This window comes from Hymenobacter amundsenii (assembly GCF_002204745.1).
Lineage (GTDB): Bacteria > Bacteroidota > Bacteroidia > Cytophagales > Hymenobacteraceae > Hymenobacter > Hymenobacter amundsenii.
In genome coordinates this window covers 51106-74215 of record NZ_NIRR01000022.1, presented here as the reverse complement: position 1 = coordinate 74215, position 23110 = coordinate 51106, and the positions used below count along the sequence as shown (strand labels likewise).

Genomic DNA, 23110 nt, shown 5'->3' with positions numbered 1-23110 from the left:
CGTTAAAAGCAGAAGGCCCCGCAACAATTGTTGCGGGGCCTTCTGCTTTTAACGCGTTAGGTGTTTAGTTTAGCGCTGGGCATCCATCGACTGGCCCATCATGAGGCGGCCGGAAGGGTCGAGCGTGTACTCTACGGTGCGGCTGGTCTTAACTGAGTCGCCGGTTACCGGGAACATGCGCATCAGCTTGTTGCCGCTGATCTGGTACATGTCCTGGCCATCGTAGCCCATTCCAGCTTGGCCGGCTGGTGTGCCGGGCATCGAAATAGGCTTGTAGCCATTATCGCTGAACTCGAACGCATACAGTCCACCGTTGGCCTTCCTATTGTCGGTCATCACGTAGAGCTCGGGCTGGCCGTTGCCATTGAGGTCACCCGACTTTACACCCGTTACGGCACCCACAACTGAGGTGCGCAATGGATCTGCCGTGAGCGACTGCCCCTTGTAAACACGGATGCTCACGACCCGGGGATCCTGCGAGCCAAACGTTTTTACCTCGAAGCGACGGTCGCCCTGGGTAACCTCTTGATTGAAGCTTACATCTCCCTCATCAATGGCGGGCGTAGAGGGCAGGGGGCTGGACGAAGACTCCGAAGCCACCTGACGGGTAGAGTCGCAGGCCGTGAGGGTAGCGGCTGCCACGCCGGTAGCGAAGAGCAAGCGGGAGAGGGAAGAAGTACGCATATAAAGTGAGGTTAGGGAAAAGGCTGAGAAAATCCTGACACCTGCCAAGACCTAAGAGCAATCCGGGAGAGATTCGGACGGTTTTAACGCAATGTAGGAAGATTAAGTTGTATTTTTCGGATTATATAGGGATTAAGAAATTTGCACGCTGCAATAATCACCAACCAAACGCCGCCTCGCTTCGCCCATTGCGGGGCCAAAACGAGGCGCGTTTGGTTGCGGAAAACAACTTTTCGGGTGACTTAGGCTACTATCTGCACACCCTTCCAAAACGCGACGCTATCCTTTATGTTGGTAGCAGCTTCTTTGGGCTCGGGATAATACCAGGCGGCATCCTTGTTGAGTTCTCCCTCAACCCGCAACGAATAATAGCTGGCCCGGCCCTTCCAGGGGCAACTGGTGTGGGCAATGCTGTCCTCGAAATACTCCCGCTTGATGGAGTCGGCGGGGAAGTAGTGGTTGTTTTCTACCACTACGGTGTCGTTGCTCTCGGCCACGACGATGTTGTTCCAGATAGCTTTCATGGGCGGAGTATGTAGCAAGATGAACGTTAAGGTTTGTTGAACCGACCAGGCAGACTAAGCTAACCCCAGCGAATCGGCTGGCCTGGTAGCCAACAATTCAAGTCACACAACTAAAACGGCCCGCCGGTTGTTCTCAGCATTCAATTCCTCCCTCTTATGTCCGCAGGCTTCCGATTCCGGGATTACGTGCCCGAAGAAACCACCGAGAAGGGCTTCGACTCCCTTTTCAAGATTTTCATGCAACTCATTACCATCACTAGCGGCGACGTTGGTGAGGCTTTGTCGTGGCTCAACGAGCTCGATAAGCAGTACGGCCTCACCGACGACGGCTACGGCATGGGTGACTTCATCGAGGACCTTAAAAAGAAAGGCTACATCGACGAAAACGCCCAGGAGCCGGGCTCGTTCAACATCACGGCCAAGAGCGAGCAGACCCTGCGCAAGTCGGCGCTGGAAGAAATCTTCGGCAAGCTCAAAAAGTCGGGCACCGGCAACCACCGCACCCCCCACACCGGCCAGGGCGACGAGCAGAGCACCGACATGCGCGAATTCCGGTTCGGCGACTCGCTCGACCAGATTTCGATGACCGAGAGCATCCGCAACGCCCAGCTCAACCACGGTATCGGGGCTGGCGACGATTTTATGCTGACCGAGGGCGACCTGGAAGTGCGTGAGAACGAACACAAAACCCAGACCAGCACGGTGCTCATGATCGACATTTCGCACTCGATGATACTGTATGGCGAAGACCGCATCACGCCCGCCAAAAAGGTGGCTATGGCCCTGGCCGAGCTCGTGAAGCAGAAGTACCCCAAGGATTTCCTCGACGTTATCGTGTTCGGTAACGATGCTTGGCAGATTGAGGTGAAAGAGCTGCCCTATCTGCAGGTGGGCCCTTACCACACCAACACGGTGGCCGGCCTGGAGCTGGCCCTGGACCTGCTGCGTAAGCGCAAAACGTCCAACAAGCAAATCTTCATGATTACCGATGGCAAGCCCACCTGCCTCAAGGAGCCCGGTGGCTACTACAAAAACAGCTTCGGGCTCGACCGCAAAGTGGTCAACAAAACCCTGAACCTGGCTGCCTCGGCCCGCCGCCTCAAGGTGCCCATTACCACCTTCATGATTGCTGACGACCCGTACCTGCGGCGCTTCGTGGAAGAGTTCACCGAAGTCAACCAGGGCAAGGCTTACTATTCGTCACTTAAAGGCCTGGGCCACCTGATTTTCGAGGACTATAAGCGCAACCGCCGCAAGTCGATGTAGTGTGCCGGCACCAGCGGCAAGGCGCTAAACCTGCGCCAGGGAGCGAGCCTGCTGGTTCCGGTACAGGACTGCCTGCCACTGCGTGCTGTTCACTCCCTTCACCAGCAGCCACAGGCACAGGGCAGATTCTCCAATCAGACAGGGCAGCAGAATGCCCGGCAGCAAGTGGTTGGCCAGCGCTGGGGCAAAGAGCGCCGCAAAACAACCCACCAGATAACACCCGCCCGCCACTTGCAGCAGAATGCCTAACAGCCTTGGCAAGAAGCCCGACCGGAAAATTAAATAGCCGTTCACCAGACAGGTAGCGCCAAAGAAGATAAGGGCAATGTTGAAAGAAACGCTGTGCGACTTTAGCGCCAGGTCGGCTAGCACCGCCTGGCCCTGGAAGCCGAGAGCCTGCCCATACTCGGCGTTTTCCAGCGTCGGCATCACCAGCAGCAGGAACACTTTGCTCATGGCTTCAACCGCCAACGACACCGTATTGAGCAAGACGGCCAGCACGGCCAGGGATTTGCTCACTGGGCGCAGCAGCAGGTACTCAATCCGGAGCAGAGGAACGGCGCACAGCACCACCAGCAGATTGCCTACCGTACTGATGTGCCAGAGCCCGGACGAGGCCAGGATGTGGCGCGCTGTAGCTGCCACGTCGCCCGGCACGAGCAGCTTGCTATTCACGAAGCCTTCGGCAAAAGCTCCGAACAGAATGATGAGCAGGTAGAGCGTTCCGCCAAGGCGGGCATAAAGCTGCGGCGAAGTCTGGACGGAAGGAATAGTCATGTGGTTGGTATGGCTGGCCTGGAAGTAGTTCGGTGTTGACTTGGCCAAGAGTGGTGTATCTGGTGGAAAGCACTGTTGAATAGCGGCAGATGCAAGTAAGCTGGCCAGCGTTGCCTGATGATCTATTTAATTGCCCGTACCCATACTTTTAGTTGAAGTTCCTGTTCCGGAACCCAGCCATTTTTAACCCCGGCCGGCCATCTTTACAGCTACCCCGGCCTGCCCTGAACCTCCGTCCACCTTTGCCGGTTAATAAAGCCGGGAAACCGATTTCCCTTTACGTCTCCGCATGAACCACGAAACTATCCGTACCCTGGGCCAACTACGCGCCAGCGGCTACCAACCCCGCACCGTGAAAACCGAGCTGCGCGACAACCTTATCAAGAAGCTGCAAAGCGGCGAAGACGTGTTTCCTGGCATTTTTGGCTATGAGGAAACCGTGATTCCAGAGCTGCAGCGCGCTATTCTGGCTGGCCACCACATCAACCTGCTGGGCTTGCGCGGCCAGGCCAAAACCCGCATTGCCCGCCTGCTCATCGGCCTGCTCGATGAGTACGTGCCGATGGTGGAAGGTTCGGAGCTCAACGACGACCCGTTGCAGCCGCTGAGCGTGTTTGCCAAGAACCTCATTGCTGAGCATGGCGACGAAACGCCCGTGGCCTGGTTGCCCCGCGCCGACCGCTACACCGAGAAGCTGGCCACCCCCGATGTGTCGGTGGCCGACCTCATCGGCGACGCCGACCCTATTAAGGCGGCCACGCTCAAGCTGCCCTACTCGGATGAGCGCGTGATTCACTTCGGTCTGATTCCAAGGGCACACCGGGGCATTTTCGTGATCAACGAGTTGCCCGACTTGCAGGCGCGCATTCAGGTGTCGCTGTTCAATATTTTGCAGGAAGGCGACATCCAGATTCGCGGCTTCAAGGTGCGTCTACCGCTGGATCTGCAGTTCGTGTTTACGGCCAACCCCGAGGACTATACCAACCGCGGCTCTATCGTGACGCCCCTCAAGGACCGGATTGACGCCCAGATTATCACGCACTACCCGAAGTCCATCGAAATCGGCAAGCGCATCACCCAGCAGGAAGCCCGCATCAAGGACGAGCAGCGGGGCATGGTGACGACCAACGACATCATCGCCGACCTCGTGGAGCAGGTGGCCATTGAAGCCCGGGGTTCCGAGTTCGTCGATGCCAAGTCGGGCGTGTCGGCCCGCCTCACCATCTCGGCTTTCGAGCAGGTGGTAGCCGGGGCCGAGCGCCGGGCGCTGGTGAATGGCGAAAAGACCACCTACGTGCGCGTGAGCGATTTTATTACCGCCGTGCCGGCCGTAACGGGCAAGGTGGAGTTGGTGTACGAAGGCGAGCAGGAGGGAGCCGGCATCGTGGCCGAGAAGCTCATGGGTAAGGCTATCCGCACGCTGTTCCTGAACTACTTCCCCGACCCCGACAAGGCCAAGAAACTCAAAGGCCGCCCCTCGCCCTACAAAACGGTGCAGGAGTGGTTCGGCAGCGGCCACACCGTCGACCTGCTCCACGACCTGAGCACCAAGGACTATCGCACCGCCCTCGACCAGGTGCCCGGCCTGCGCGACATCGTGACGGAACTGCACCCCAACGAGGACGCCGAGGCTACCTACTTCCTGATGGAGTTCCTGCTCCACGGCCTGAGTGAGTACAGCCTGATTTCGCGCAACCGCCTCACCGCTGGTGCCCAGTTCAAAGACCTGCTCAGCAGCATGTTCACGATGCCCAGCTTCGGCGAAGATGACGACGAGGATGAGGACGACGAAGAGGAAAAGCCCCAGCGCGGCCGCCGCCGCTAACCGCTGCTGCCGTAGCTGACCCGCCAAACGCGAAGAGGCCCGCCAGATTACTCTGGTGGGCCTCTTCCTATTCAAGCAAATACCGCAATTACAGCTTGCGGGCCTTGAGCTCCTGTTCGGCGCTCTTGAGCTGGTACTCCAAGGATTTGAGCTTGGCTTTCTCGGTTTCCACCAGTCGGTCTTGGTCGCTGATTTGGTTGCGCAGGTCGCTGATGCGCTGGGCCTGGGCGGCAATAACGGGGTTACTGGAGTCCATGTCGGACCGGAAAGCGGCGCAGCCACTGCTAAGCAGCAGGGTAGCACCGAGAGTGAGTGACAGGAATGAACGGGTATGGTTGGACTTTTTCATAAAAAGGGAATGTGAAGCATGGCTCCGAGAAGGAGCTGCTATACCTATTCTTACGCGGCACTTACCGACGAGTTGCGCCGTAGCATGGTAACCAGCCAACGAAAAGCCCCCACCAGCCGAAGCCGATGGGGGCGAATGCGAAGAGCGGGCAGAAGAATTAAGCCTGCTCGCTCACAACGATTTTCTCGATTTCGTCGTTGGCCTTGATCTGCTCAATGATGTCGAGGCCCTCTACTACTTTGCCGAATACGGTATGGTTGCGGTCGAGGTGGGCGGTATTGTCGCGCGAGTGCACGATGAAGAACTGCGAGCCGCCGGTGTTGCGGCCGGCGTGGGCCATGCTCAGGGCGCCGCGCTCGTGGTATTGGTGGTCGCCGTTTAGTTCGCAGTCGATTTTGTAGCCCGGGCCGCCGGTGCCGGGGCTGCCTTTGGCGCCGTCGCGCGAATTGGGGCAGCCGCCCTGAATCACGAAGTTGGGAATTACGCGGTGAAACTTGAGGCCGTCGTAGAAGCCTTTTTCGGCTAGGTCGGTGAAGTTCTTAACAGTTTTCGGAGCGTCCTGCTCGTAGAACTCAACCTTCATAACTCCCTTGCTGGTGTGGATTTCGGCAGTTTTCATAGTCAATTTGAAAAGAGTAAAAAGAGTGCTTTAAGGGGCCATACGCCCGCGCTTGTCCTGGGTTGCGGGTTGGGCAAAGGTAGCGGTTTTGCCAGCAGCTAAACATCCGGATAGGCTAATGGTTCGTAAGCCTGATAACTCCGCCGTGGGCGGAGCCGCTCTTTTTTTATTCTTTCACTGTTTCCCAACCTATTCCCGCTCACCATGCATCAATTCCTGCGCTCCTCTACACTGGCCCTGCTGGCCGCTGGCACGCTTAGCCTCGGCCTCACTGCCTGCGGCGACAGCAACACCGAAAAGGCCGACGCCAGCGTCGATTCGATGGATACCCCCATGGGTGACACCACGGCCATGATGGCCGACGATGCCCGCATGGGCAAGCCCGAAGGCGTAATGGTCGATGGCGTAGCCATGTTGCCTACCAATAACATCGTGCAGAATGCTGTAATGGCTTCGAGCGTGACCACGCTGGTGAAAGCCGTACAGGCCGCCGGCCTCGATGGTACGCTCAGCGGCCCCGGCCCGTTCACGGTATTCGCCCCTACCAACGCCGCCTTCGACAAGCTGCCCAACGGCGCAGTAGCCGGCCTGCTCAAGCCCGAAAGCAAGGACAAGCTCGCGGCGGTGCTCACCTACCACGTTATCCAGGGCCGCCTCGTAGCCCAGGACCTGAAAGACGGCCAGGAGCTAACCACCGTCAACGGCGAAAAGCTGAAAGTAACGATCAAGGACGGCGTAGTAATGGTCGGTAACGGCAAAGATGCCCCCGCTACCGTACAGGTTGCCGACGTTATTTCCAGCAACGGCGTTACCCACGTCATCGACACGGTTATCCTGCCCCTGGAGAAGTAAGCAGCTTCACCTGAAAACAAGAAACCCTGGCGCTCAAGCGACCGGGGTTTCTTGTTTTCAGGTGAAGCTGCTCAGAAAGCAGCCGGAGTCAATCACAACGTTATGCTTCATCTGGCGTCCGCGCAGCCGAAGTATGACGCTCTTTTGACTTTCTAAACAGCTTCGGAGTAAAATGTCAGGAAGAGGCACCATTTCGCGCTGTTGTTTGATAAGCGGAATGCCGTTTCCTTCCTCACTTTCGGTTGTCTTCGGCCTGTTGCATGCTCAGGTAGCTGTCGTAGCGGGGCAGGGCAATGCGGCCTTTGTCCACGGCTTCGCGCACGGCGCAGCCGGGCTCGTGCAGGTGCTGGCAGTTGTGGTAGCGGCACTGGCCCAGCAGGGCGCGCATTTCGGGGAAGTAGTGGGCCAGCTCGCCAGCCTTCATATCCACGAGGCCTAGCTCCTTGATGCCGGGCGTGTCGATGAGGTAGGTGCCAGGGCGCACTTCCAGCATCTCGGCATAGGTGGTCGTGTGCACGCCCTTGTCGGAGAACTGGCTGATTTCGGCCGTCTTCAGGTCGAGGTCGGGCACCAGGGCGTTTATGAGCGTGCTCTTGCCTACGCCCGAGTGGCCCGAGAGCAGCGACACCTTGCCGTCGAGCAGGCCATCAATATCGGGCAGGCCCTCGCCGTTTTGGGCCGAGCAGCGCAGGCCGGGGTAACCCAGGCGGCCGTACATGTGCAGAATCTGGTCTTGGTACTCGGCTAAATCTGCGTCGTAGAGGTCGGTTTTGTTGAAGAGCAGCGTGACGGGAATGTGGTAGGCTTCGGCCGTTACCAGAAACCGGTCGATGAAGCCGAACGAGGTGGCCGGCGAGGCCAACGTCACCACCAGCAGGGCTTGGTCGAGGTTGGCGGCCACAATGTGGGCATGTTCGGTTTTGTGCACCGAGCGGCGGATGATGTAGTTGCGGCGGGGCGCAATGTGGTGGATAACGCCTGCGCCCTCAGTTTGCTCCTCCACGGTAAACTCCACTTGGTCGCCCACCGCTAGCGGGTTGCTCACCTTCAGGCCCTGGTTCTTGAACTTGCCCCGCAGCCGGCAGTGGTGCATTTGCCCCGTACTCACTTCGCGCACTACGTACCACGAGCCTGTAGATCTGACAATAATTCCGGTCATGGGTGGTCAATAAGTGAATGGGTGACTCGGCGAATAAGTGAAGTAAAAGGGGGGGGACACGGTTATCTTGTAGAGGGCGTCCGCAGCGCGCAGGGTTCGGGCCAAGCACTTGGGCTGTTGGCTAGGGCTTCCGCAAACAGTCCTCAGCCAAAGAATAACCGAACAGCTCACTCATTTGCCGAGTCACTCATTCGCCCGTTCGCCGCTATCCAGCGCATGATTTTGCGGGTAGCTCCGCTGTGGTCGTGCACGTAATCGAGGCTCGCGTCCTGCACCCGTAAGCGGGCCTCCTCGCGGTGGTAAAGGCCGCCGAATACTTGCAGTAGCTCCTGCGCCGAGCTAACGGGAAAGGCGCAGCCCAGCGCCACGAGGTCTTGGGCTTCCTGGAATTTGTGGTAAGTCGGCCCGAAAAACAGTGGCAGCCCAAAAGCCGCGGCCTCCAGCGTGTTGTGCAGCCCCTTGCCAAAAGCCCCCCCCACATAGGCGAAATGCCCGAACCGGTAGAGGTGACTCAGCAGGCCCACGTTGTCGATGAGCAGTACCCGGGCCTGCTCGATGCTACCGGCCTCGGCCTGCGAGTAGCGTACCACCCGGCCCGGCAGCGCGGCTTCCACTCCGCGCAGGTTGGACTCGTTGATTTCGTGGGGGGCTATAATGAAGCGCAGCTCCTGCTGGTAGTGCTCCAGCAGGGGCGTGAGCACCGTGATGTCTTCGGCCCAACTGCTGCCCACAATCAGCACCGGGCACCAGTCGTCGGTGAAGGCCTCTACCAGGGGCAGGGGGCGGGGCGCACCTGAGGCCGTGTGCACTACTGTATCGAAACGGGTGTCGCCGGCCACGCTCACGCGCGTGAGGCCAGCCCCGCGCAACAGGTCGGCCGAGGCTTGATTCTGGGTGAAGATATGCGTGAAGGAACCGAGTATCCGCCGGAAAAAACCGCCCCAGGGCTGAAAGAACACCTGATCGGGCCGAAAAATGGCCGATACGCAGATGGCCGGAATCTGCCGCTGTTGTAGTTCGGTGAGGAAGTAATGCCAGAACTCGTACTTAACGAATACCGCTAACTCGGGCCGCACGGCATCGAGGAAGGCCCGGGCGTTGGCGGCCGTGTCGAGGGGCAGGTAGAAGACGTAGGCGGCCCCGGGCCAGTTGTGGCGCACTTCATAGCCCGAGGGCGAGAAGAACGTGAGCACCAGCTTGTGGCCGGGGTACTCGGCCAGGTAGGCTTCCATCAACGGCCGGCCCTGCTCGAACTCGCCCAGCGAAGCGCAGTGAAACCAGACCAGCGGCGCGGTTTCATCGCGCAGCGCCGCCTCGATGCGGCCCAGTAACCCCTGCCGGCCAGCCGTCCAGCGGGCGGCTTTGGGCATGGCGGGGGCTAGCAGCCGGAGCAGCAGCGCGTAAAAGTGCAGGCCAACAGAATATAAAAAGTACAAGGTGTAGTCGGGGTAGCAAGCGGGTGGGTGGGTGCGGGCGCAACAGTAGGCACCTGCAGCGAAACCCAGCCCAGGCGGAGTGGTTAGGCACAAAAGTACGTGCTTCCCCCCACTATCGGGCAAAAAGCCCCCACCTGGTCGGGCAGAGGCTTTCGCGAAGTCTGAAGTGCAAGAAGGCCAGCGCTTGGAAAGTCGAAAAAAGGAGCGGTCAGAAGGTCGACTACTCCTTAACCCCCCCCCAACTTGCTGGCGCCCGTTAGGTAGTGGGGCAGATTTCCCCGTTTTCTTCGAAGTACTGGAAAGCCTCTACCATGCGCAGGGCTTCGTCGATGTTACGCGCGAGGGCGCGGTCGTTCACTACCTGGTGGCGCACAATGCCATCCTTGTCAATCAGGAACAGGCCGCGGTAAGCCTGAGGCGAACCGATGAAGGTCATTTCGCCGGCCTCGTTGTAGTCGTAGTGGCCACCGAGCACGTCGTAGTTGGAGGCAATGGTTTTGGTGTCGTCGGCCACCAGCGGATACGTAGTGCCCTCGATGCCGCCGATGGCCCGGGGCGTGTGCAGCCAGGCCAGGTGGGCATAGTGCGTATCGGTCGAGCAACCCACAATGGCCACGCCCCGGCTCTCAAAATCGGCCAGCCGGTCCTGAAAAGCCAAAATTTCGGTGGGGCACAGGGAAGAGAAATCAGCGGGGTAAAAGAAAAAGATGACGTGTTTCTTACCCAGATACCGGTCGAGGGAGAACTCCTCTTCGAACTGACCATCGACCACGGCAATAGCCTTGAAAGAAGGAGCACGTTTGCCAACTAGAACTGCCATATAAGGAAAGGGAAAGCGAAGTAGAACAAAGGATGTGCTATACGCCGCCGGGCCCGATACGTTGCTGGGGTAGGGGCCTGGTTCCTGCCCGCCGACTTAAGTGGCCGAATCCTCCGAGGCAGCCGTTGCGGCCCCCGTCAGGCGGTTACCCTTCACGTGGAGCGAAAAGGAGTGGGGCTGAAAGTCGGGCAGGCCCCGGGCGGCGAAAAAGTCGCGGATCAGGGCATCGAGCTGCGGGTCGCAATAGTCGATTATCTCCTGGGTGTCAGTGCAGAACAAGTGGTGGTGCTCGGTGCAGTCGGCATCATAGCGCCGGGCCGAGCCCTCGGCCGAGGCCACCCGCCGCGTCAGGCCGGCGGCCACAAACGAGTCGAGGGTTTTGTAGATGGTGCCCAGCGAAATAGACTCCACCTGCGCCCGCACATGCTGGTGGACCTGCTCAGCCGTGGGGTGGCCGGGCAGCACCAGCAGGCTTTCCAGAATAAGCACCCGCTGGCGGGTAGCCCGCAAGCCCGCCTGCGCCAGTTGCTGGGGCAGGTGGCTGGCGGTAGGGGCCGGATGGTGATGAGCAGAAGGCAGGGACACAGCTAAGAATTATTCTCCGCAAAGATAAACCATTAAGCCCGTGGCAGAAAAAAATGTTTCCTGCCATAGAAAAAGGCCAGCGCCGCAGCGGCCGCAACAGCAGCGCTGGCCAGCTGGCTGCTACCGTCCCTTAAAGTCGGCCGGGCGCTTCTCCACAAAGGCCGCCATGCCTTCCTTCTGGTCGTCGGAGGCAAAAGTGAGGTAGAAGTTCTTACGCTCGAAGTGCAGTCCCTCATCCAGGTGCGTTTCGAAGGCGCGGTTTACTGATTCCTTGGCCAGCCGGGCCGCCACCGGCGACATCTGGGCAACGCTGCCGGCCAGGCGGAAGGCCTCTTCCAGAAACTGGCCCACCGGCACCACCCGGTTCACAAGGCCGTGCTGGGCGGCCTCAGCGGCCGAAATCGACTGGCCGGTGAGCACCATTTCCATGGCCCGGGCCTTGCCGATGGCTCGCGTCAGGCGCTGGGTGCCGCCCGCGCCCGGCATGGTGCCAATGCGGATTTCGGGCTGCCCGAACTGGGCCGTTTCCGAGGCCACAATCATGTCGCAGGTCATGGCCAACTCGCAGCCCCCACCCAGCGCAAAGCCCGACACGGCGGCAATCAGCGGCTTGGTGGTGCGCCGGATGCTGTCCCAGATGGTGAACTGGTCGATGAGCAGCATATCAATAGCCGTGCGGCCGGCCATTTGCTTGATGTCGGCGCCGGCGGCGAATGCCCGCTCACTGCCCGCCAGCACAATAGCCCGCACCTCGGGGTCCTGGTCGAGTTGGCGGAGGGCGGCGGCGACTTCCTGCATAAGCTGCAGGTTGAGGGCGTTGAGCTCCTTGGGCCGGTTGAGTTGGATGAGGGCTACCCGGGGCCGGGCCTGGGGCGTTACGAGAATGAATTCGGGCGTCATAGAGGGTTGAGTGGGCTGGGGAACTGGGGGGCTGAAACAACAAAGAACGTCATTCTTCGCTTCGATCTGAATGACATTTTAACGCGCCTCAGTTCCTCCGTTTCCCAGGCCTTGAGCTTCCATCCGGCACACGAACTGGAACGTTTGGCGGGTGCGCTGCTCCAGCAACAGCTCCCGGCCGGCCGTTAGGCGGCGCAGGCTCTCGGCATCGTAGTTCTTGATGGTATAGAGCACCAGATCGGTGTTGTAATGAATGGTGAATTGGTCGCGCAGTAGCGCCAGCAGCTTTTCAAGGCGGTAGGCCGAAAAATCGGTGCAGACCGAGAAGCTGATGGCCGAGTTTTGCATAAGCCGGATTTTAAGCCGTACCTGCGCCAACGCCCCAAAAATCACCTGCAGGTTTTCCTCGGAAATAAAGTCCAGCTCCCGCGACTCGAACGAGATGAGGCACTGGTCGGTTTTGCGGATGAAGGCCGGCACCAGCAGCGCGTGGCGGCAGTCGTGGATGCGGGTGCCCTCGGCGGCCGGGTCGAGAAACGACTTCACCAGCAGCGGAATGCCACGCACGGCCAGGGGCTTAATGGTTTTGGGATGAATAACCGAAGCGCCGTAGTAAGCCATTTCGATGGTTTCCTGGTAGCTGATTTCGGGGTAGCGCACCGTGTTGGGGAAGATTTTGGGGTCAGCATTCAGCAGTCCGGCCACATCCTTCCAGATGGTCACCGACTCGGCCCCGAGGCAGTAGGCCAAAATAGCAGCCGTAAAATCGGAGCCCTCCCGGCCCAGCGTAGTCGTTAGCCCGTCGGCTGTGCCGCCCACAAAGCCCTGGGTTACGAATGGCCCGCCCTGGGCCAGTACGCCGGCCGGCAGTGCCGCCTGCAAGGCGGCAGTAGTGGCCGCCCAGTCTACCCGGCCCTCGCGCCAAGTGGCATCGGTACGGATGAGGGGCCGGCAGTCGAGCCAGCGGGCTTCCAGCGCGGCAGCCACAATACGGGTGGCCAGCAGTTCTCCAAAGCTCACGAGTTGGTCGTACTGCCGGTCGAAATCATCGGTTGCCTGTGTAGCGGCCAGTTGCTCGCGGAGTTGGGCGAGCAGGCTGGCAAGCAGGTCGGCGGGCAGGCCCAACTCCCGGGCCACATCTTCGTGGAAATCAACCAAAACGCGCAGCGGGGCGGTGTAATCGTGGCCGGCGTGGGCCAGGCGGTGGAGCTCTTCGAGGGCGTTGGTGGTTTTGCCCATCGCCGATACCACGATGGCCAACGGCCCTGGCTGGCCGTGTGCGCGCACAATGCGGGCAAGGTTGCGAATGGCAGCGGCATCCTTCACCGACGCGCCCCCGAATTTGTAAACTTTCAGCTGACCTGATTCCTGCATGGTCCCAAATGTAGGGCCGGCGCGCGGCTTCGGCCCCGCCCAGACCGCAAACGTTACTGGAAAAACCCGGGCGAAATTTCGCTCAGGCTCCTCCAAATTGGTTACTTTTGGTCTTTCCCATCCGAATTATACCCTCCCATCTCTTCTAATGGACAACCACGACAAGCTTGCCCTGCCCGTTGGCACTACCCTGGACCGCTTCATCATGCGCAAGCAGGAAGATTTTCCGTATGCCACCGGCGAGCTAAGTCAGTTGCTGCGCGACATTGCGCTGGCGGCTAAAATCGTCAACCGCGAAATCAACCGCTCGGGCCTCATTGATATTGCTGGGGCCTACGGCAACCGCAACGTGCAGGGCGAAGACCAGCAGAAGCTCGATGTAATTGCCAACATCCGCTTCATCCGGGCGTTGCGCAACGGGGGCGAGGTGTGCACTATCATCTCGGAGGAAGATGAGGAGATGATCCAGACCGGCAACGCCCAGGGCAAGTACGTGGTAGCCATTGACCCGCTCGATGGCTCGTCGAACATTGACGTGAACGTAAGCATTGGCACCATTTTCAGCATCTACCGCCGCGTATCGCCGGCCGGTAGCGAGGGTACGGCCCAAGACTGCCTCCAGACCGGCACCCACCAAGTAGCGGCTGGCTACGTGATTTACGGCTCCAGCACCATGATGGTGTACACGACCGGCAACGGCGTGAACGGCTTCACTTACGAGCCTTCATTGGGCGAATTCTTCCTCTCGCACCCCACCATTCAGACGCCCGCCGGCGGCACGGTGTACTCTATTAATGAGGGGCTGTCGGAACATTTCTCGCAAGGTACCAAGGCGTTCGTGGCCTACTGCAAAGAGCAGAACTACTCGGCCCGCTACATTGGGTCGCTGGTGGCCGATTTCCACCGTAACCTGCTCAAGGGCGGTATCTATATGTACCCCGGTTCGAGCAAGGCGCCCAAGGGCAAGCTGCGCCTCATGTACGAGTGCAACCCGCTGGCTTTCATCGTAGAGCAAGCGGGCGGTAAATCCAGCAACGGCCACCGCCGCACCCTGGAGCTAGAGCCTACCGAGCTGCACTCGCGCTGCCCAGTCTTCATTGGCTCGACCGAAATGGTGGAGAAAGCCGAAGAGTTCCTGGCCGCCGAAGTGGCCCGGACTGGCGTCGAAATGTAGCCGCACTGCCAACGGCATGTGTGCATAAGTAAAAGCGCCGCCCACCCGAATTCGGGTGGGCGCGCTTTTACTTATGCACACATGCCGTGAAACCTATTCAGCTTTCTTCTTTGCCGGTTTTTTGGCCGTCTTGGCTGGAGCTGCTTCGGGGTTACCGGCCGCGTTGTCTTCGGGAGCAGCCGGAATAATGCCGGCCGTGCTCATGGCCTCATCGGCCCCCGGCTTGGCAATTTTCTTGCTGGCTTTGGGCTTGTCGGCGGTAGCTTCAGCAGCAGCGCCTTCAGTTGCTTCATCGGTGGTCGGCTCGTTTTCGGCCGGGGCTTGGTATTCGAGGCGCTGGCTTACCACATGGTACCACTGCACCAGCTTTTTGATATCGGACAGGTACACCCGCTCGCGGTCGTAGTCGGGGATGATGCCGGCCATGAAGGCCGCCAGCTCCTGCTCGTTCGACTTATGCGTCAGGGCCAGCTGGGCGCCGTGCTGCTGGTAAATGCGGTCGAACACCTCCGTCAGGGGCACCGTCTGGTCGTAGTCCTGGGTGTAGATGGAAATCTCCTGGAGCAGCGACACCTTATTCTGGGCCGAGGCCACGGAGCGGGGGTTGTTGTCGGTCAGGGCTTCGATGATAACGCCGGCGCGGGTCGGCTTCACGAGGCGGTACAGACCGGGCATTCCGCTAATAGCGGCAATTTCCTTCAGGTCGTAGGGCATAGGAAGAAAGCAGTGGTTGAAAGAACGAAGGTACGCAACGGCGGCGAACGGGCCTTCCGGCCCACCATCACTACCGCGCTGCCCTAGAGCTTGAAGGTAATCGGCAAGCTGGTCAGGATGGCGTAATCGGGGTTTTTGAACTTAAGCAGCTTCACAATCCGCAGGGCTTCTTCGCCGCAGCCGCCGCCAATCTGTTTTACCAGTTTCACGCCCGAGAGCGTACCATCGGTGTTGAGTGTGAAGCTCACGATGCACTGGCCCTGGATACGGTTGCGCCGGGCCGTTACGGGGTATTTGAGCTCTTGGTCGATGAAGGCGTACATGGCCTCCTGGCCGCCCTCATAGTACTCGGCCACCGGAATGGTCTTCGTAGTTTGGGGCGAACCGCTGGCGGCAGCCTCCACGGCTTCCATGGCCGGGGCCGGGCCGTCGGTTTTTACCTTGATTTTGGTTTTCTGAGCTACGGCCGGAGCCGTGGCGGCGGCCAGTAGACCGAAGCTGAGCAGGAAAATAGTCTTCTTCATTATTCAGGAAAAGAACAGTAAATGGAAAAGCGGGGCAACCCTATTCCCCCGTCGCAAGAACGACGCCAAGTTAGGCCTGGTCGGGGGTTTGGTCGATAACTTGGTCAGGAGCTTGCTCGGGAGCCTGGGCCAACTGCTGATTGATTTCGGCGATAAAGTCGAGCACTTCATCGCGCCCCGTTTTCTCCTCCGCCGACGTTACGAAGTGCCGCGGCAACTCGTCCCAGCTCTTGCTCATCGTTTCCAGGTATTGCACCACGTGCTGGCTGGTGCGCGAACCCGACTGCTTATCGGCCTTGGTAAACACCATCACGAACGGAATACCCTCGGACCCGAGCTGCTCCATAAACTCCAGGTCTACGGCCTGGGGCTGGTGGCGCGAGTCGATGAGCACGAATACGCAGGTCAGGTTTTCGCGCCGGCGCAGGTAAAAGTTAATCATGCGGGCCCATTTGGCCCGGGCATCCTTGCTGATTTTAGCGTAACCGTAGCCCGGCAAATCCACCAAGTACCAATTTCCGTTGATTAAAAAATGGTTGATAAGTTGGGTTTTACCCGGCGACGATGATGTTTTGGCCAGACCTTTGTGGTTGGTAAGCATGTTGATGAGCGACGACTTGCCCACGTTCGAGCGCCCGATAAAGGCGTACTCGGGCAAAGTAGGGGCGGGGCACTCCTCTACCCGGGAGTTGCTCATCAAAAATTTGGCGTCCTGAATGGTCATGCAATCGTACAAACAAAGCTGAACGACAAAGATACGGAATTGGGCTGGCCAGCCAGAAAGTCGGCTTACAGCATAATTTTTTAAAGAAAAACCTTGCGGTTGATCTAGTCGACCTATATTTGCGGGGCAATTGACCATCCTGGGAGGCAAAAGGCTGCGCAAAACAGCCCGTCGCTTTACGGCCTTTTTTGTCAGTTACCCACCAGTGCTCGTTAAATTGGATGCGGCTAAGACCGTATTATAAAAGTTCTATCTTTGCTCGCTAGATCATCAGCCTCCGTTTCAACTCAGGAACAAGTAAGTAAGAAAAAAGCGGTTTTTTTGAATTTTATCCGCTGTTCTCACCCTTGCTAACTCAACCCTGGAACTGTTTTTCAGTATAAGAGGCAACTCTTAAAAGCCGCCCGCGTAATTGCCGTTCGGCGCTTTTCCCCTTCTTTTGCAACTCCTTATTTCCCTAACCCCTCCAACAATGGACAACTTAGTCAGAAGGTTATTGAAAGCCTCGTGCGCCTTTGCGCTCACGGCTGCTATGGCCCAGCCTGCCCTGGCTCAAGGCACTCGCCAGCAGCTGAAAACGGCCAACAAGTTCTTCGGACAAGAGAACTACCGGGCATCTTTGCCCTATTACGAGCAAGTACTGGCTAAGGACCCCAACAATGCGCAAGCACTGTTCCGGGCTGGTATTGCCTACATGTCATTCGATAAGGAGAAAGCCAGTGACTATATCTACAAAGCACAGCGCCTGAAGAAGAACGTATCGAAGGATGTGGAATACTGGTTGGGTCGGGTAGATCATTTGAACTACAACTTCGACGAAGCCATTACGCACTTCCAGGCCTACAACGCCACGCTCAAGACGAAAGATTCCCGTAAGAAGGAGTTGGCTCAGCTGATTCAGCACAGCAAGAATGCCAAGGTGCAGTTCAACAGCCCCAAAGACATTTTCGTTAAGAATCTGGGTCCGGTCATCAACACGCAATGGTCGGAGCACAGCCCGGTAATCTCCAACGATGACAAAGTTTTGCTGTTCACGTCCCGCTCGGATAATATGAGCAATGCCCCCGTCATAAGCGCCGAGGGCAACGTGAAGGACAAGGGCAAGATAGCCGCCGACGGACAGTACTACGAAAATATCTACGAAGCCAAGCGCATCGACGACGAGAATTGGGACAAGCCCCGTTCACTGAGCGGCGTGCTCAACGGCAAAGGACACGATGCCTCGATTCAGGTGTTCGACAACGACACCAAGCTGCTCATGTACCGCAACGACGAGAACGGGGACATCCTGTACTCGGAGAAGGCAGGAGCTGACTGGACGGATCCTAAGAAGCTCAACAAGAACATCAACACGTCATCTTTCGAGTCGGATGCCTACATCACGCCCGACGGCCTGACCATCTACTTCTCCACCAGCAAGTATTCGGAAGACAATACGCTCGATATTTACTCCTCGATCCGTACGCCGGGTGGCGACTGGGGTCCGGCTAAGAGCATTGGTAACGCTATCAATACGCCTTACGATGATGACAGCCCATACTTGAGCCGTGATGGTAAGACGATGTACTTCTCCTCGCGTGGTCATAACACGATGGGCGGTTACGATATCTTCAAGTCGCAGTACGACTCCCTAGGTCGTAAGTGGGGCCGGCCCGAGAATATGGGTTACCCTATTAACACCCCCGACGACGACACGTATTACCGCTTGAGCCCTGATGGTTCGTATGCATACCTGTCTTCTTACCGCATTGGCGGCTACGGCGAAAAGGATATTTATACCATCAACTACATCAAAAACGCCATTGTTCGGGGCCGGGTATTGGCCCGCCAGGACAGCAGCGCTATTCCCGGTGCTGAGTTGGTGTTCAGTGGAACCCAGGCCGACCGCACGGCCTTGAGCTACCGCGACGTGAGTAAGCCCCTCACCGGCGAATACCGCGTAGATCTGCTTTCGGGCCGTACCTACCAGGTGGCCGTAAGCAAGGATGGCAAGAATATCGAAACCCAGGAGTTCGCCGTTCCGATTTCGACCAACGATTCGACCGTTGTTGAGAAGGACTTCTACGTTGATTACATCGATACGACGGCGGCTAACTTAGCCAACGTTAACCCAATCTACTTCGATACCGACAAGTATACCTTGCGGCCCGAGTCGATTGTGGAGCTCAACAAGGTCAGCCAGTTACTGATGGCTAACCCCGGCGTCAACATCTCGATTGAAGGCAATACAGACTCACGCAATACCGACGAATACAACATTGTACTGGGCCAGAACCGTGCTAACGTAGCCTACAACTTCCTCAAGAAGGCCGGCATTGCGGAAACCCGTATGGTAACGGTAAGCTACGGTGAGCGCCGTCCGGTAGCCCCGAACGATTCGCCGGAGAACATGCAGCTCAACCGCCGCACCGACTTCCGCGTGATTGTAAAAGAAGGTGAATCGATGCCGATGATGAACAAGCCCGGCTCGGGCACCACGCCTTCCAACATGAATCCCTCGAATTCGGGTTCAAACATGAACTCGACTGGCATGGGCATGGGTACTCGCTCGACGGTGCCGTTGGAGCCTGGTAAGACCACGGTAACGCTCGAAGACGGAACTAAGATCAAGACCAAGGTAGACGAGGACAGCGATAAAGTGAAGGTGAAGACCAAGGGCCCGGACGGTTCAGAAAGCAAGACCGTGACCAAGGATGGCACCATCGACGCGAAAGCCAAGGATGCCGAAGGCAACAAGGTTAAAGTAAAGACCGACAACGACTAAGCGTTGGTTTTTCGAAAGGTAAAGCGGGTCGGGCCTTAAGCCCGGCCCGCTTTTTTTTAACTTAATGCGGGGCTAATCGTTGTAATTGGGCAATTTTGCTTCAATCCCCCCGTTCTCTGCTCAAGAGCCATGTCCGTAGTACCCTATAAAGACGACGCCGCCGGCAAAAAGTCGCAGGTCGCCCAGATGTTCAATAGCATTGCCGGCAAGTACGACTTCCTCAATCACTTCCTGAGCGCGGGTACCGATATCTATTGGCGCCGACAGGCCGTGAACGAGCTGAAGGCACTACGCCCGGCCCGGATTCTCGATATTGCCACTGGCACGGCCGATTTCGCCATTGAAACCCTGCGCGCCGCCACACCCGATGCCCAGATTACGGGTATCGATATTTCGGAGGGTATGCTGGAAGTAGGCCGGCGCAAGCTGGCCAGCAAGGGTCTGGGTCACCGAATCCGGCTGGAGTTGGGCGACTCGGAAAACCTGCCCTTCGAAGATGACCACTTCGATGCCGTAACGGCATCGTTTGGGGTGCGTAATTTTGAAAACCTGGAGCAGGGACTGTCCGAAATGTACCGGGTGCTGCGGCCGGGCGGCAAAATGGTAGTGCTCGAGTTTTCCAAGCCCACGGCTTTCCCCATGAAGCAGGCCTACAACTTTTACTTCAAAAACATTCTGCCGGTATTCGGCAAGCTCATCTCTAAGGACCGCGCCGCCTATACCTACCTGCCCGAATCGGTGCAGGCTTTTCCAGACGGCCCGGAATTTCTGGCGATTCTTCGTAAAGTTGGTTTCAAATCTCCTGCATGGCAACCCCTCACCTTCGGCATCAGCTCCATCTATACGGCGCAAAAATAGTACGGCTTGGGCTGCTGGCCCTGGCCATAATAACCCTGCCGCTGGGCGCGCAGGCGCAGAAAAAGAGCCGAACCAGCGCCAGCCGCAACAAGCGCGGCGTAGTAAAATCGGTAACGACCGACAACTTGGTAGGTTACGACGACCGGGGGCTGCACCTGGGCATGTACGTGGCCCCCAACTTCTCGCGCTACAAGATTGAGCGCGCCCCTGGCTACCCCAGCCAGGGCGTATCGGCCAATTCAATTATCAGCCCTGGCTTCTCGGTCGGTTTTCTGAGCGATTTGCGGCTGGGCGAGTATGGGGCACTCACTTTTGCGCCAGGCGTGAGCTTCCTGACCCGCCGCATCGAGTTTAAAAATCAGGGTTATAGCCCGAATCCACTTTATCCCGACGATCCGGCCGAAATTGAGGATCAGGAAATCGGTAGTACACAGGTTGACTTTCCATTGCTATTTAAGCTGAAATCGGCGCGGCGGCGCAACACGCGGATGTATCTGGTTGGGGGCGTGAAGCCGAGCATCAACATTGGGGGGCGTCGCAAGAACCCTGAAGTGAACCTGCTCGAAGCTGCTGACACCGATATTGCCATCGAGTACGGTGTGGGTCTCGACCTGTTTTATCCGTTCTTCAAGTTCTCCCCCGAGCTGCGTTTCTCCCACGGCCTGACCAACCTTTACGTACCCGGCAATAACGACGTGTACAGCCGCAGCCTGCAAAGCATGAAAAGCAACACCGTTACGCTGTACCTCAACATCTGGTCGGGGCGGTAAAAGCGGATGATTGATATAACCGGAACGTCCTGCTTCATCTGGCGTCCGCTAGCTGAGGCAAAACGTTCTATTTTCGCCTTCCTTCAAAAATTATACTTTTACTCTTCCTGAGCTAGTATGCAAACTGCTTTCATTACCGGCGCATCGTCGGGGATTGGTCGGGCAACGGCCGTGGCGCTGGGCCGAGCCGGGTTTCAGCTGGTACTCACGGGCCGCCGGCGCGAGCGGCTGGAGGAACTGGCCCGCGAGTTGGCTGACGTACCCACCCACCTGCTCACGTTCGATGTGCGCGACCGGGCCGCTGTGGATGCGGCAGTGGCAAGCCTGCCGGCTGAGTTTACCGACGTGGATGTGCTCATTAATAACGCCGGTAATGCCCACGGCCTGGCCCCCATCCAGAACGGTGACCCTGCGGATTGGGACGCTATGCTCGACGGTAATGTGAAAGGTCTGCTCTACGTGAGCCGGGCCATATTGCCGTCCATGACGCGCCGCAACACCGGCTACATCATCAACATTGGCTCTATTGCGGGCCATGAGACGTATGCCAATGGCAACGTGTACTGCGCCTCGAAAGCGGCGGTAGCGGCCCTTACCAAGGGGATGCGCCTCGATTTGCTGCCTCATCATATCCGGGTGGCCGAGGTAAACCCGGGCGCAGTAGAAACCGAATTCTCGGAAGTTCGCTTCAAGGGCGATACCAATCGAGCCGCCGGGGTATACCAAGGCTTCGAGGCCCTACGAGCCGAAGACGTGGCCGATTTGCTGGCGTTCATGGTCACGCGTCCGCCCCACGTCAACTTGGCCGAAGTGCTGATTCTGCCCGCTGCGCAAGCCGCGGCCGCAGTTATTCGCAAAGACTGACCAAGGATCAGCACGGATTTAAACGGATTGCACCGACTTTGTGAACTGCCTGACTATCCGGTTTCAAGTTGGCCATTCGTTAAAGCCAAAAAGCCACCTCGTCAGGGGTGCTTTTTGCTTTAACGAAGATAAAATCCGTCTAATTCGTTTAAATATGCCTCATTCCATAATCCTGGTATGGAGTTGTTTAGCCAAGTCGCTCAGCGTGGCGGCGTGCAGGGTATGGGTGCCAGTGAAACGAATCAGATCAGCCTCTACACCTAATTGGCGCAGGAAATCCTGTTGTTTAGCTAGGTCAGCGTCGGTGATAAACTCATCGGCGGTGCCGCAGACGAGCGTGACGGGCAGGCCGCGCAGCAGGTGGGACGCCACCGTGAAATCCATGTCGGGCGGGAAAGCGCCGGCCCAGAGAATGAGCCGGGCCGGCCGGAACGTGGCCCGGGCCAGCCAGCGGCTCACGGTAGCCGCGCCCTGCGAGAAGCCGAGTACCGTAACGGCGGCGTTGGGGGCATGGGGTAGTACGGCGGCGGCTAGCTGGTTGAGGTAGGCCACATAGTCGTCGATTTCGGCCAAACGGTCTTCCTTGGTCATCCAGGTAGCACCTACCCGGCCGCCGGTGCCGTTGAGGTAGAACCGCGACAACCCCTCGGGCGCGATGACAACCAGGGCAGGGTCGGCGGCAACCAAGTGGGCGAAGTGCCGGACGAAGTAGGCTGCCAGTTGCCCGTAGCCGTGGGCCACAAACCACAACCGCCGCGTGGCCCCCGATAACTCTCCTAATTGCTGGTAACGGGCCGTGCGCGTAACGGCAAGCTGGTGTTCCATGCGGTAAAATAGTGATGCGGTGAGTTGGCGTTTCCGAAGCTTCAATGACGCAGATGGGAAGTGCCTCTGAGTTATGATAAAACTCTGCCAGTTATGGAGCGCGAAGTAGCTTCGCCGGCCTTGAAGTGCGCGGGTGCGCCTCCTGCCATCAACGGGGCCGACTGCGCTGCCTGCTTTGGCTGGCCCGGCTGAACGGCCGACTCATCACTGCATCGCCGCCCTATTGCACTTCCATGCTCCCGGCGTCGAAGGCGAAGGGAAGCAGGTCGGAGAGGGAGCGGAAGCGGTAGATGGTACCGTTGGGGCCGGGTAGCAGCAGGGGAATGGCTTGTTGCTGGCGCTGCTCGTACTCGGCCATTACTTGGCGGCAGGCGCCGCAGGGCGTTACGGCCACGAACTCGCCCGCGGCGGGCTTGGCGGCCACGGCCATGCCTACAATCCGGCGTTCGGGCTGGGAAACGGCTAGGCCAAACAGGGCGGTGCGCTCGGCGCAGAGGCCCGAGGGGAAGGCGGCGTTTTCCTGGTTGGAGCCCTTGAACACGGTGCCATCGTCGAGCAGCAAGGCCGCGCCCACGTGGAAGTGGGAGTAGGGCGCGTAGGAAGTGGCGGTAGCGGCCTGGGCAGCCTGCCAGGTGGCAGCCTCGGCGGACGTTAGGTTGGCTTCGGATGCCACCACGTCGGCCGTGATGGTCAGGTGAAGAGAATGGGCCATGCGGGGCGAAA

At 58.5% G+C, this 23110-nt stretch carries 24 protein-coding genes; 8 read left to right on the top strand and 16 right to left on the bottom strand.

Annotation, left to right across the window (positions count from 1 at the left end; genetic code table 11):
- Positions 1-69: 69 nt before the first annotated feature.
- Entirely contained in the window at positions 70-684 is a 615-nt protein-coding gene (locus CDA63_RS13455; RefSeq protein WP_088464980.1) for a hypothetical protein, read from the bottom strand.
- 242 nt (positions 685-926) lie between these two features.
- On the bottom strand, positions 927-1208 hold the full coding sequence (locus tag CDA63_RS13450; RefSeq protein WP_088464979.1) for a DUF427 domain-containing protein: 282 nt from the start codon (positions 1206-1208) through the stop codon (positions 927-929).
- A 156-nt stretch (positions 1209-1364) separates the two neighbouring features.
- On the opposite strand from CDA63_RS13450, the gene CDA63_RS13445 reads away from it, so the two are divergent.
- Positions 1365-2474, top strand: coding sequence for a vWA domain-containing protein (locus CDA63_RS13445; protein ID WP_088464978.1), 1110 nt, complete (start codon positions 1365-1367; stop codon positions 2472-2474).
- A gap of 24 nt (positions 2475-2498) precedes the next feature.
- Here CDA63_RS13445 and CDA63_RS13440 read toward each other — a convergent pair whose 3' ends face one another.
- Entirely contained in the window at positions 2499-3251 is a 753-nt protein-coding gene (locus tag CDA63_RS13440) for a DUF4386 domain-containing protein (RefSeq protein ID WP_088464977.1), read from the bottom strand.
- Positions 3252-3540: 289 nt separating this feature from the next.
- Between CDA63_RS13440 and CDA63_RS13435 the strand changes: the two genes are divergently transcribed.
- The gene (locus CDA63_RS13435; protein ID WP_088464976.1) at positions 3541-5076 is read left to right on the top strand and encodes a sigma 54-interacting transcriptional regulator; all 1536 of its coding nucleotides are present in this window, start codon (positions 3541-3543) and stop codon (positions 5074-5076) included.
- A gap of 88 nt (positions 5077-5164) precedes the next feature.
- Here CDA63_RS13435 and CDA63_RS20525 read toward each other — a convergent pair whose 3' ends face one another.
- Positions 5165-5425, bottom strand: coding sequence for a hypothetical protein (locus tag CDA63_RS20525; protein ID WP_126546869.1), 261 nt, complete (start codon positions 5423-5425; stop codon positions 5165-5167).
- 157 nt (positions 5426-5582) lie between these two features.
- Complete coding sequence (locus CDA63_RS13430; RefSeq protein ID WP_088464975.1) at positions 5583-6044, bottom strand: peptidylprolyl isomerase; 462 nt, start codon at positions 6042-6044, stop codon at positions 5583-5585.
- Between the two features lie 204 nt (positions 6045-6248).
- Here CDA63_RS13430 and CDA63_RS13425 point away from each other — a divergent pair, with 204 nt between their 5' ends.
- Entirely contained in the window at positions 6249-6896 is a 648-nt protein-coding gene (locus tag CDA63_RS13425) for a fasciclin domain-containing protein (protein WP_199797532.1), read from the top strand.
- Positions 6897-7128: 232 nt separating this feature from the next.
- Here CDA63_RS13425 and rsgA read toward each other — a convergent pair whose 3' ends face one another.
- The 6 genes from rsgA to CDA63_RS13395 form a co-directional block, all read right to left on the bottom strand.
- A complete protein-coding gene (gene rsgA, locus CDA63_RS13420) occupies positions 7129-8055 on the bottom strand; it encodes a ribosome small subunit-dependent GTPase A (RefSeq protein WP_088464974.1) in 927 nt (308 codons plus the stop codon).
- Positions 8056-8222: 167 nt separating this feature from the next.
- Entirely contained in the window at positions 8223-9491 is a 1269-nt protein-coding gene (locus tag CDA63_RS13415) for a 3-deoxy-D-manno-octulosonic acid transferase (protein ID WP_088464973.1), read from the bottom strand.
- 256 nt (positions 9492-9747) lie between these two features.
- Entirely contained in the window at positions 9748-10311 is a 564-nt protein-coding gene (locus CDA63_RS13410) for a peroxiredoxin (protein ID WP_088464972.1), read from the bottom strand.
- 96 nt (positions 10312-10407) lie between these two features.
- Complete coding sequence (locus CDA63_RS13405; RefSeq protein WP_088464971.1) at positions 10408-10896, bottom strand: Fur family transcriptional regulator; 489 nt, start codon at positions 10894-10896, stop codon at positions 10408-10410.
- A gap of 120 nt (positions 10897-11016) precedes the next feature.
- Positions 11017-11796, bottom strand: a complete 780-nt coding sequence (locus tag CDA63_RS13400) for an enoyl-CoA hydratase-related protein (protein ID WP_088464970.1) — start codon at positions 11794-11796, stop codon at positions 11017-11019.
- A 78-nt stretch (positions 11797-11874) separates the two neighbouring features.
- Positions 11875-13170, bottom strand: a complete 1296-nt coding sequence (locus CDA63_RS13395; RefSeq protein WP_088464969.1) for an aspartate kinase — start codon at positions 13168-13170, stop codon at positions 11875-11877.
- 148 nt (positions 13171-13318) lie between these two features.
- Between CDA63_RS13395 and fbp the strand changes: the two genes are divergently transcribed.
- Entirely contained in the window at positions 13319-14344 is a 1026-nt protein-coding gene (gene fbp, locus CDA63_RS13390) for a class 1 fructose-bisphosphatase (RefSeq protein WP_088464968.1), read from the top strand.
- A gap of 93 nt (positions 14345-14437) precedes the next feature.
- On the opposite strand, the gene CDA63_RS13385 is transcribed toward fbp, so the two are convergent.
- The 3 genes from CDA63_RS13385 to yihA all read right to left on the bottom strand — a co-directional run bounded on the left by CDA63_RS13385 (position 14438) and on the right by yihA (position 16306).
- Positions 14438-15058 carry a DUF5606 family protein gene (locus CDA63_RS13385; protein ID WP_088464967.1) on the bottom strand — a complete coding sequence of 207 codons (621 nt, stop codon included), beginning with the start codon at positions 15056-15058 and terminating at the stop codon, positions 14438-14440.
- Between the two features lie 83 nt (positions 15059-15141).
- On the bottom strand, positions 15142-15582 hold the full coding sequence (locus CDA63_RS13380) for an energy transducer TonB (RefSeq protein WP_088464966.1): 441 nt from the start codon (positions 15580-15582) through the stop codon (positions 15142-15144).
- 70 nt (positions 15583-15652) lie between these two features.
- On the bottom strand, positions 15653-16306 hold the full coding sequence (gene yihA, locus CDA63_RS13375; protein WP_088464965.1) for a ribosome biogenesis GTP-binding protein YihA/YsxC: 654 nt from the start codon (positions 16304-16306) through the stop codon (positions 15653-15655).
- A 472-nt stretch (positions 16307-16778) separates the two neighbouring features.
- Here yihA and CDA63_RS13370 point away from each other — a divergent pair, with 472 nt between their 5' ends.
- The 4 genes from CDA63_RS13370 (at position 16779) to CDA63_RS13355 (ending at position 21562) form a co-directional block, all read left to right on the top strand.
- Positions 16779-19070, top strand: coding sequence for an OmpA family protein (locus CDA63_RS13370; protein ID WP_242434668.1), 2292 nt, complete (start codon positions 16779-16781; stop codon positions 19068-19070).
- 129 nt (positions 19071-19199) lie between these two features.
- Positions 19200-19928: a bifunctional demethylmenaquinone methyltransferase/2-methoxy-6-polyprenyl-1,4-benzoquinol methylase UbiE gene (gene ubiE, locus CDA63_RS13365; protein ID WP_088464964.1), complete on the top strand. Its 729-nt coding sequence runs from the start codon at positions 19200-19202 to the stop codon at positions 19926-19928.
- Complete coding sequence (gene porT / locus CDA63_RS13360) at positions 19877-20698, top strand: type IX secretion/gliding motility protein PorT/SprT (protein ID WP_088464963.1); 822 nt, start codon at positions 19877-19879, stop codon at positions 20696-20698. Before ubiE ends, porT begins: the two co-directional genes overlap by 52 nt.
- Positions 20699-20815: 117 nt before the next feature.
- Positions 20816-21562 carry an SDR family NAD(P)-dependent oxidoreductase gene (locus tag CDA63_RS13355; RefSeq protein ID WP_088464962.1) on the top strand — a complete coding sequence of 249 codons (747 nt, stop codon included), beginning with the start codon at positions 20816-20818 and terminating at the stop codon, positions 21560-21562.
- A gap of 159 nt (positions 21563-21721) precedes the next feature.
- Here the strand turns inward: CDA63_RS13355 and CDA63_RS13350 are convergent, their stop codons facing one another.
- Both CDA63_RS13350 and cdd read right to left on the bottom strand, forming a co-directional pair.
- Positions 21722-22387, bottom strand: coding sequence for an alpha/beta hydrolase (locus tag CDA63_RS13350; protein ID WP_088464961.1), 666 nt, complete (start codon positions 22385-22387; stop codon positions 21722-21724).
- A gap of 220 nt (positions 22388-22607) precedes the next feature.
- Positions 22608-23099 carry a cytidine deaminase gene (gene cdd / locus CDA63_RS13345; protein ID WP_088464981.1) on the bottom strand — a complete coding sequence of 164 codons (492 nt, stop codon included), beginning with the start codon at positions 23097-23099 and terminating at the stop codon, positions 22608-22610.
- Between the last annotated feature and the right edge of the window lie 11 nt (positions 23100-23110).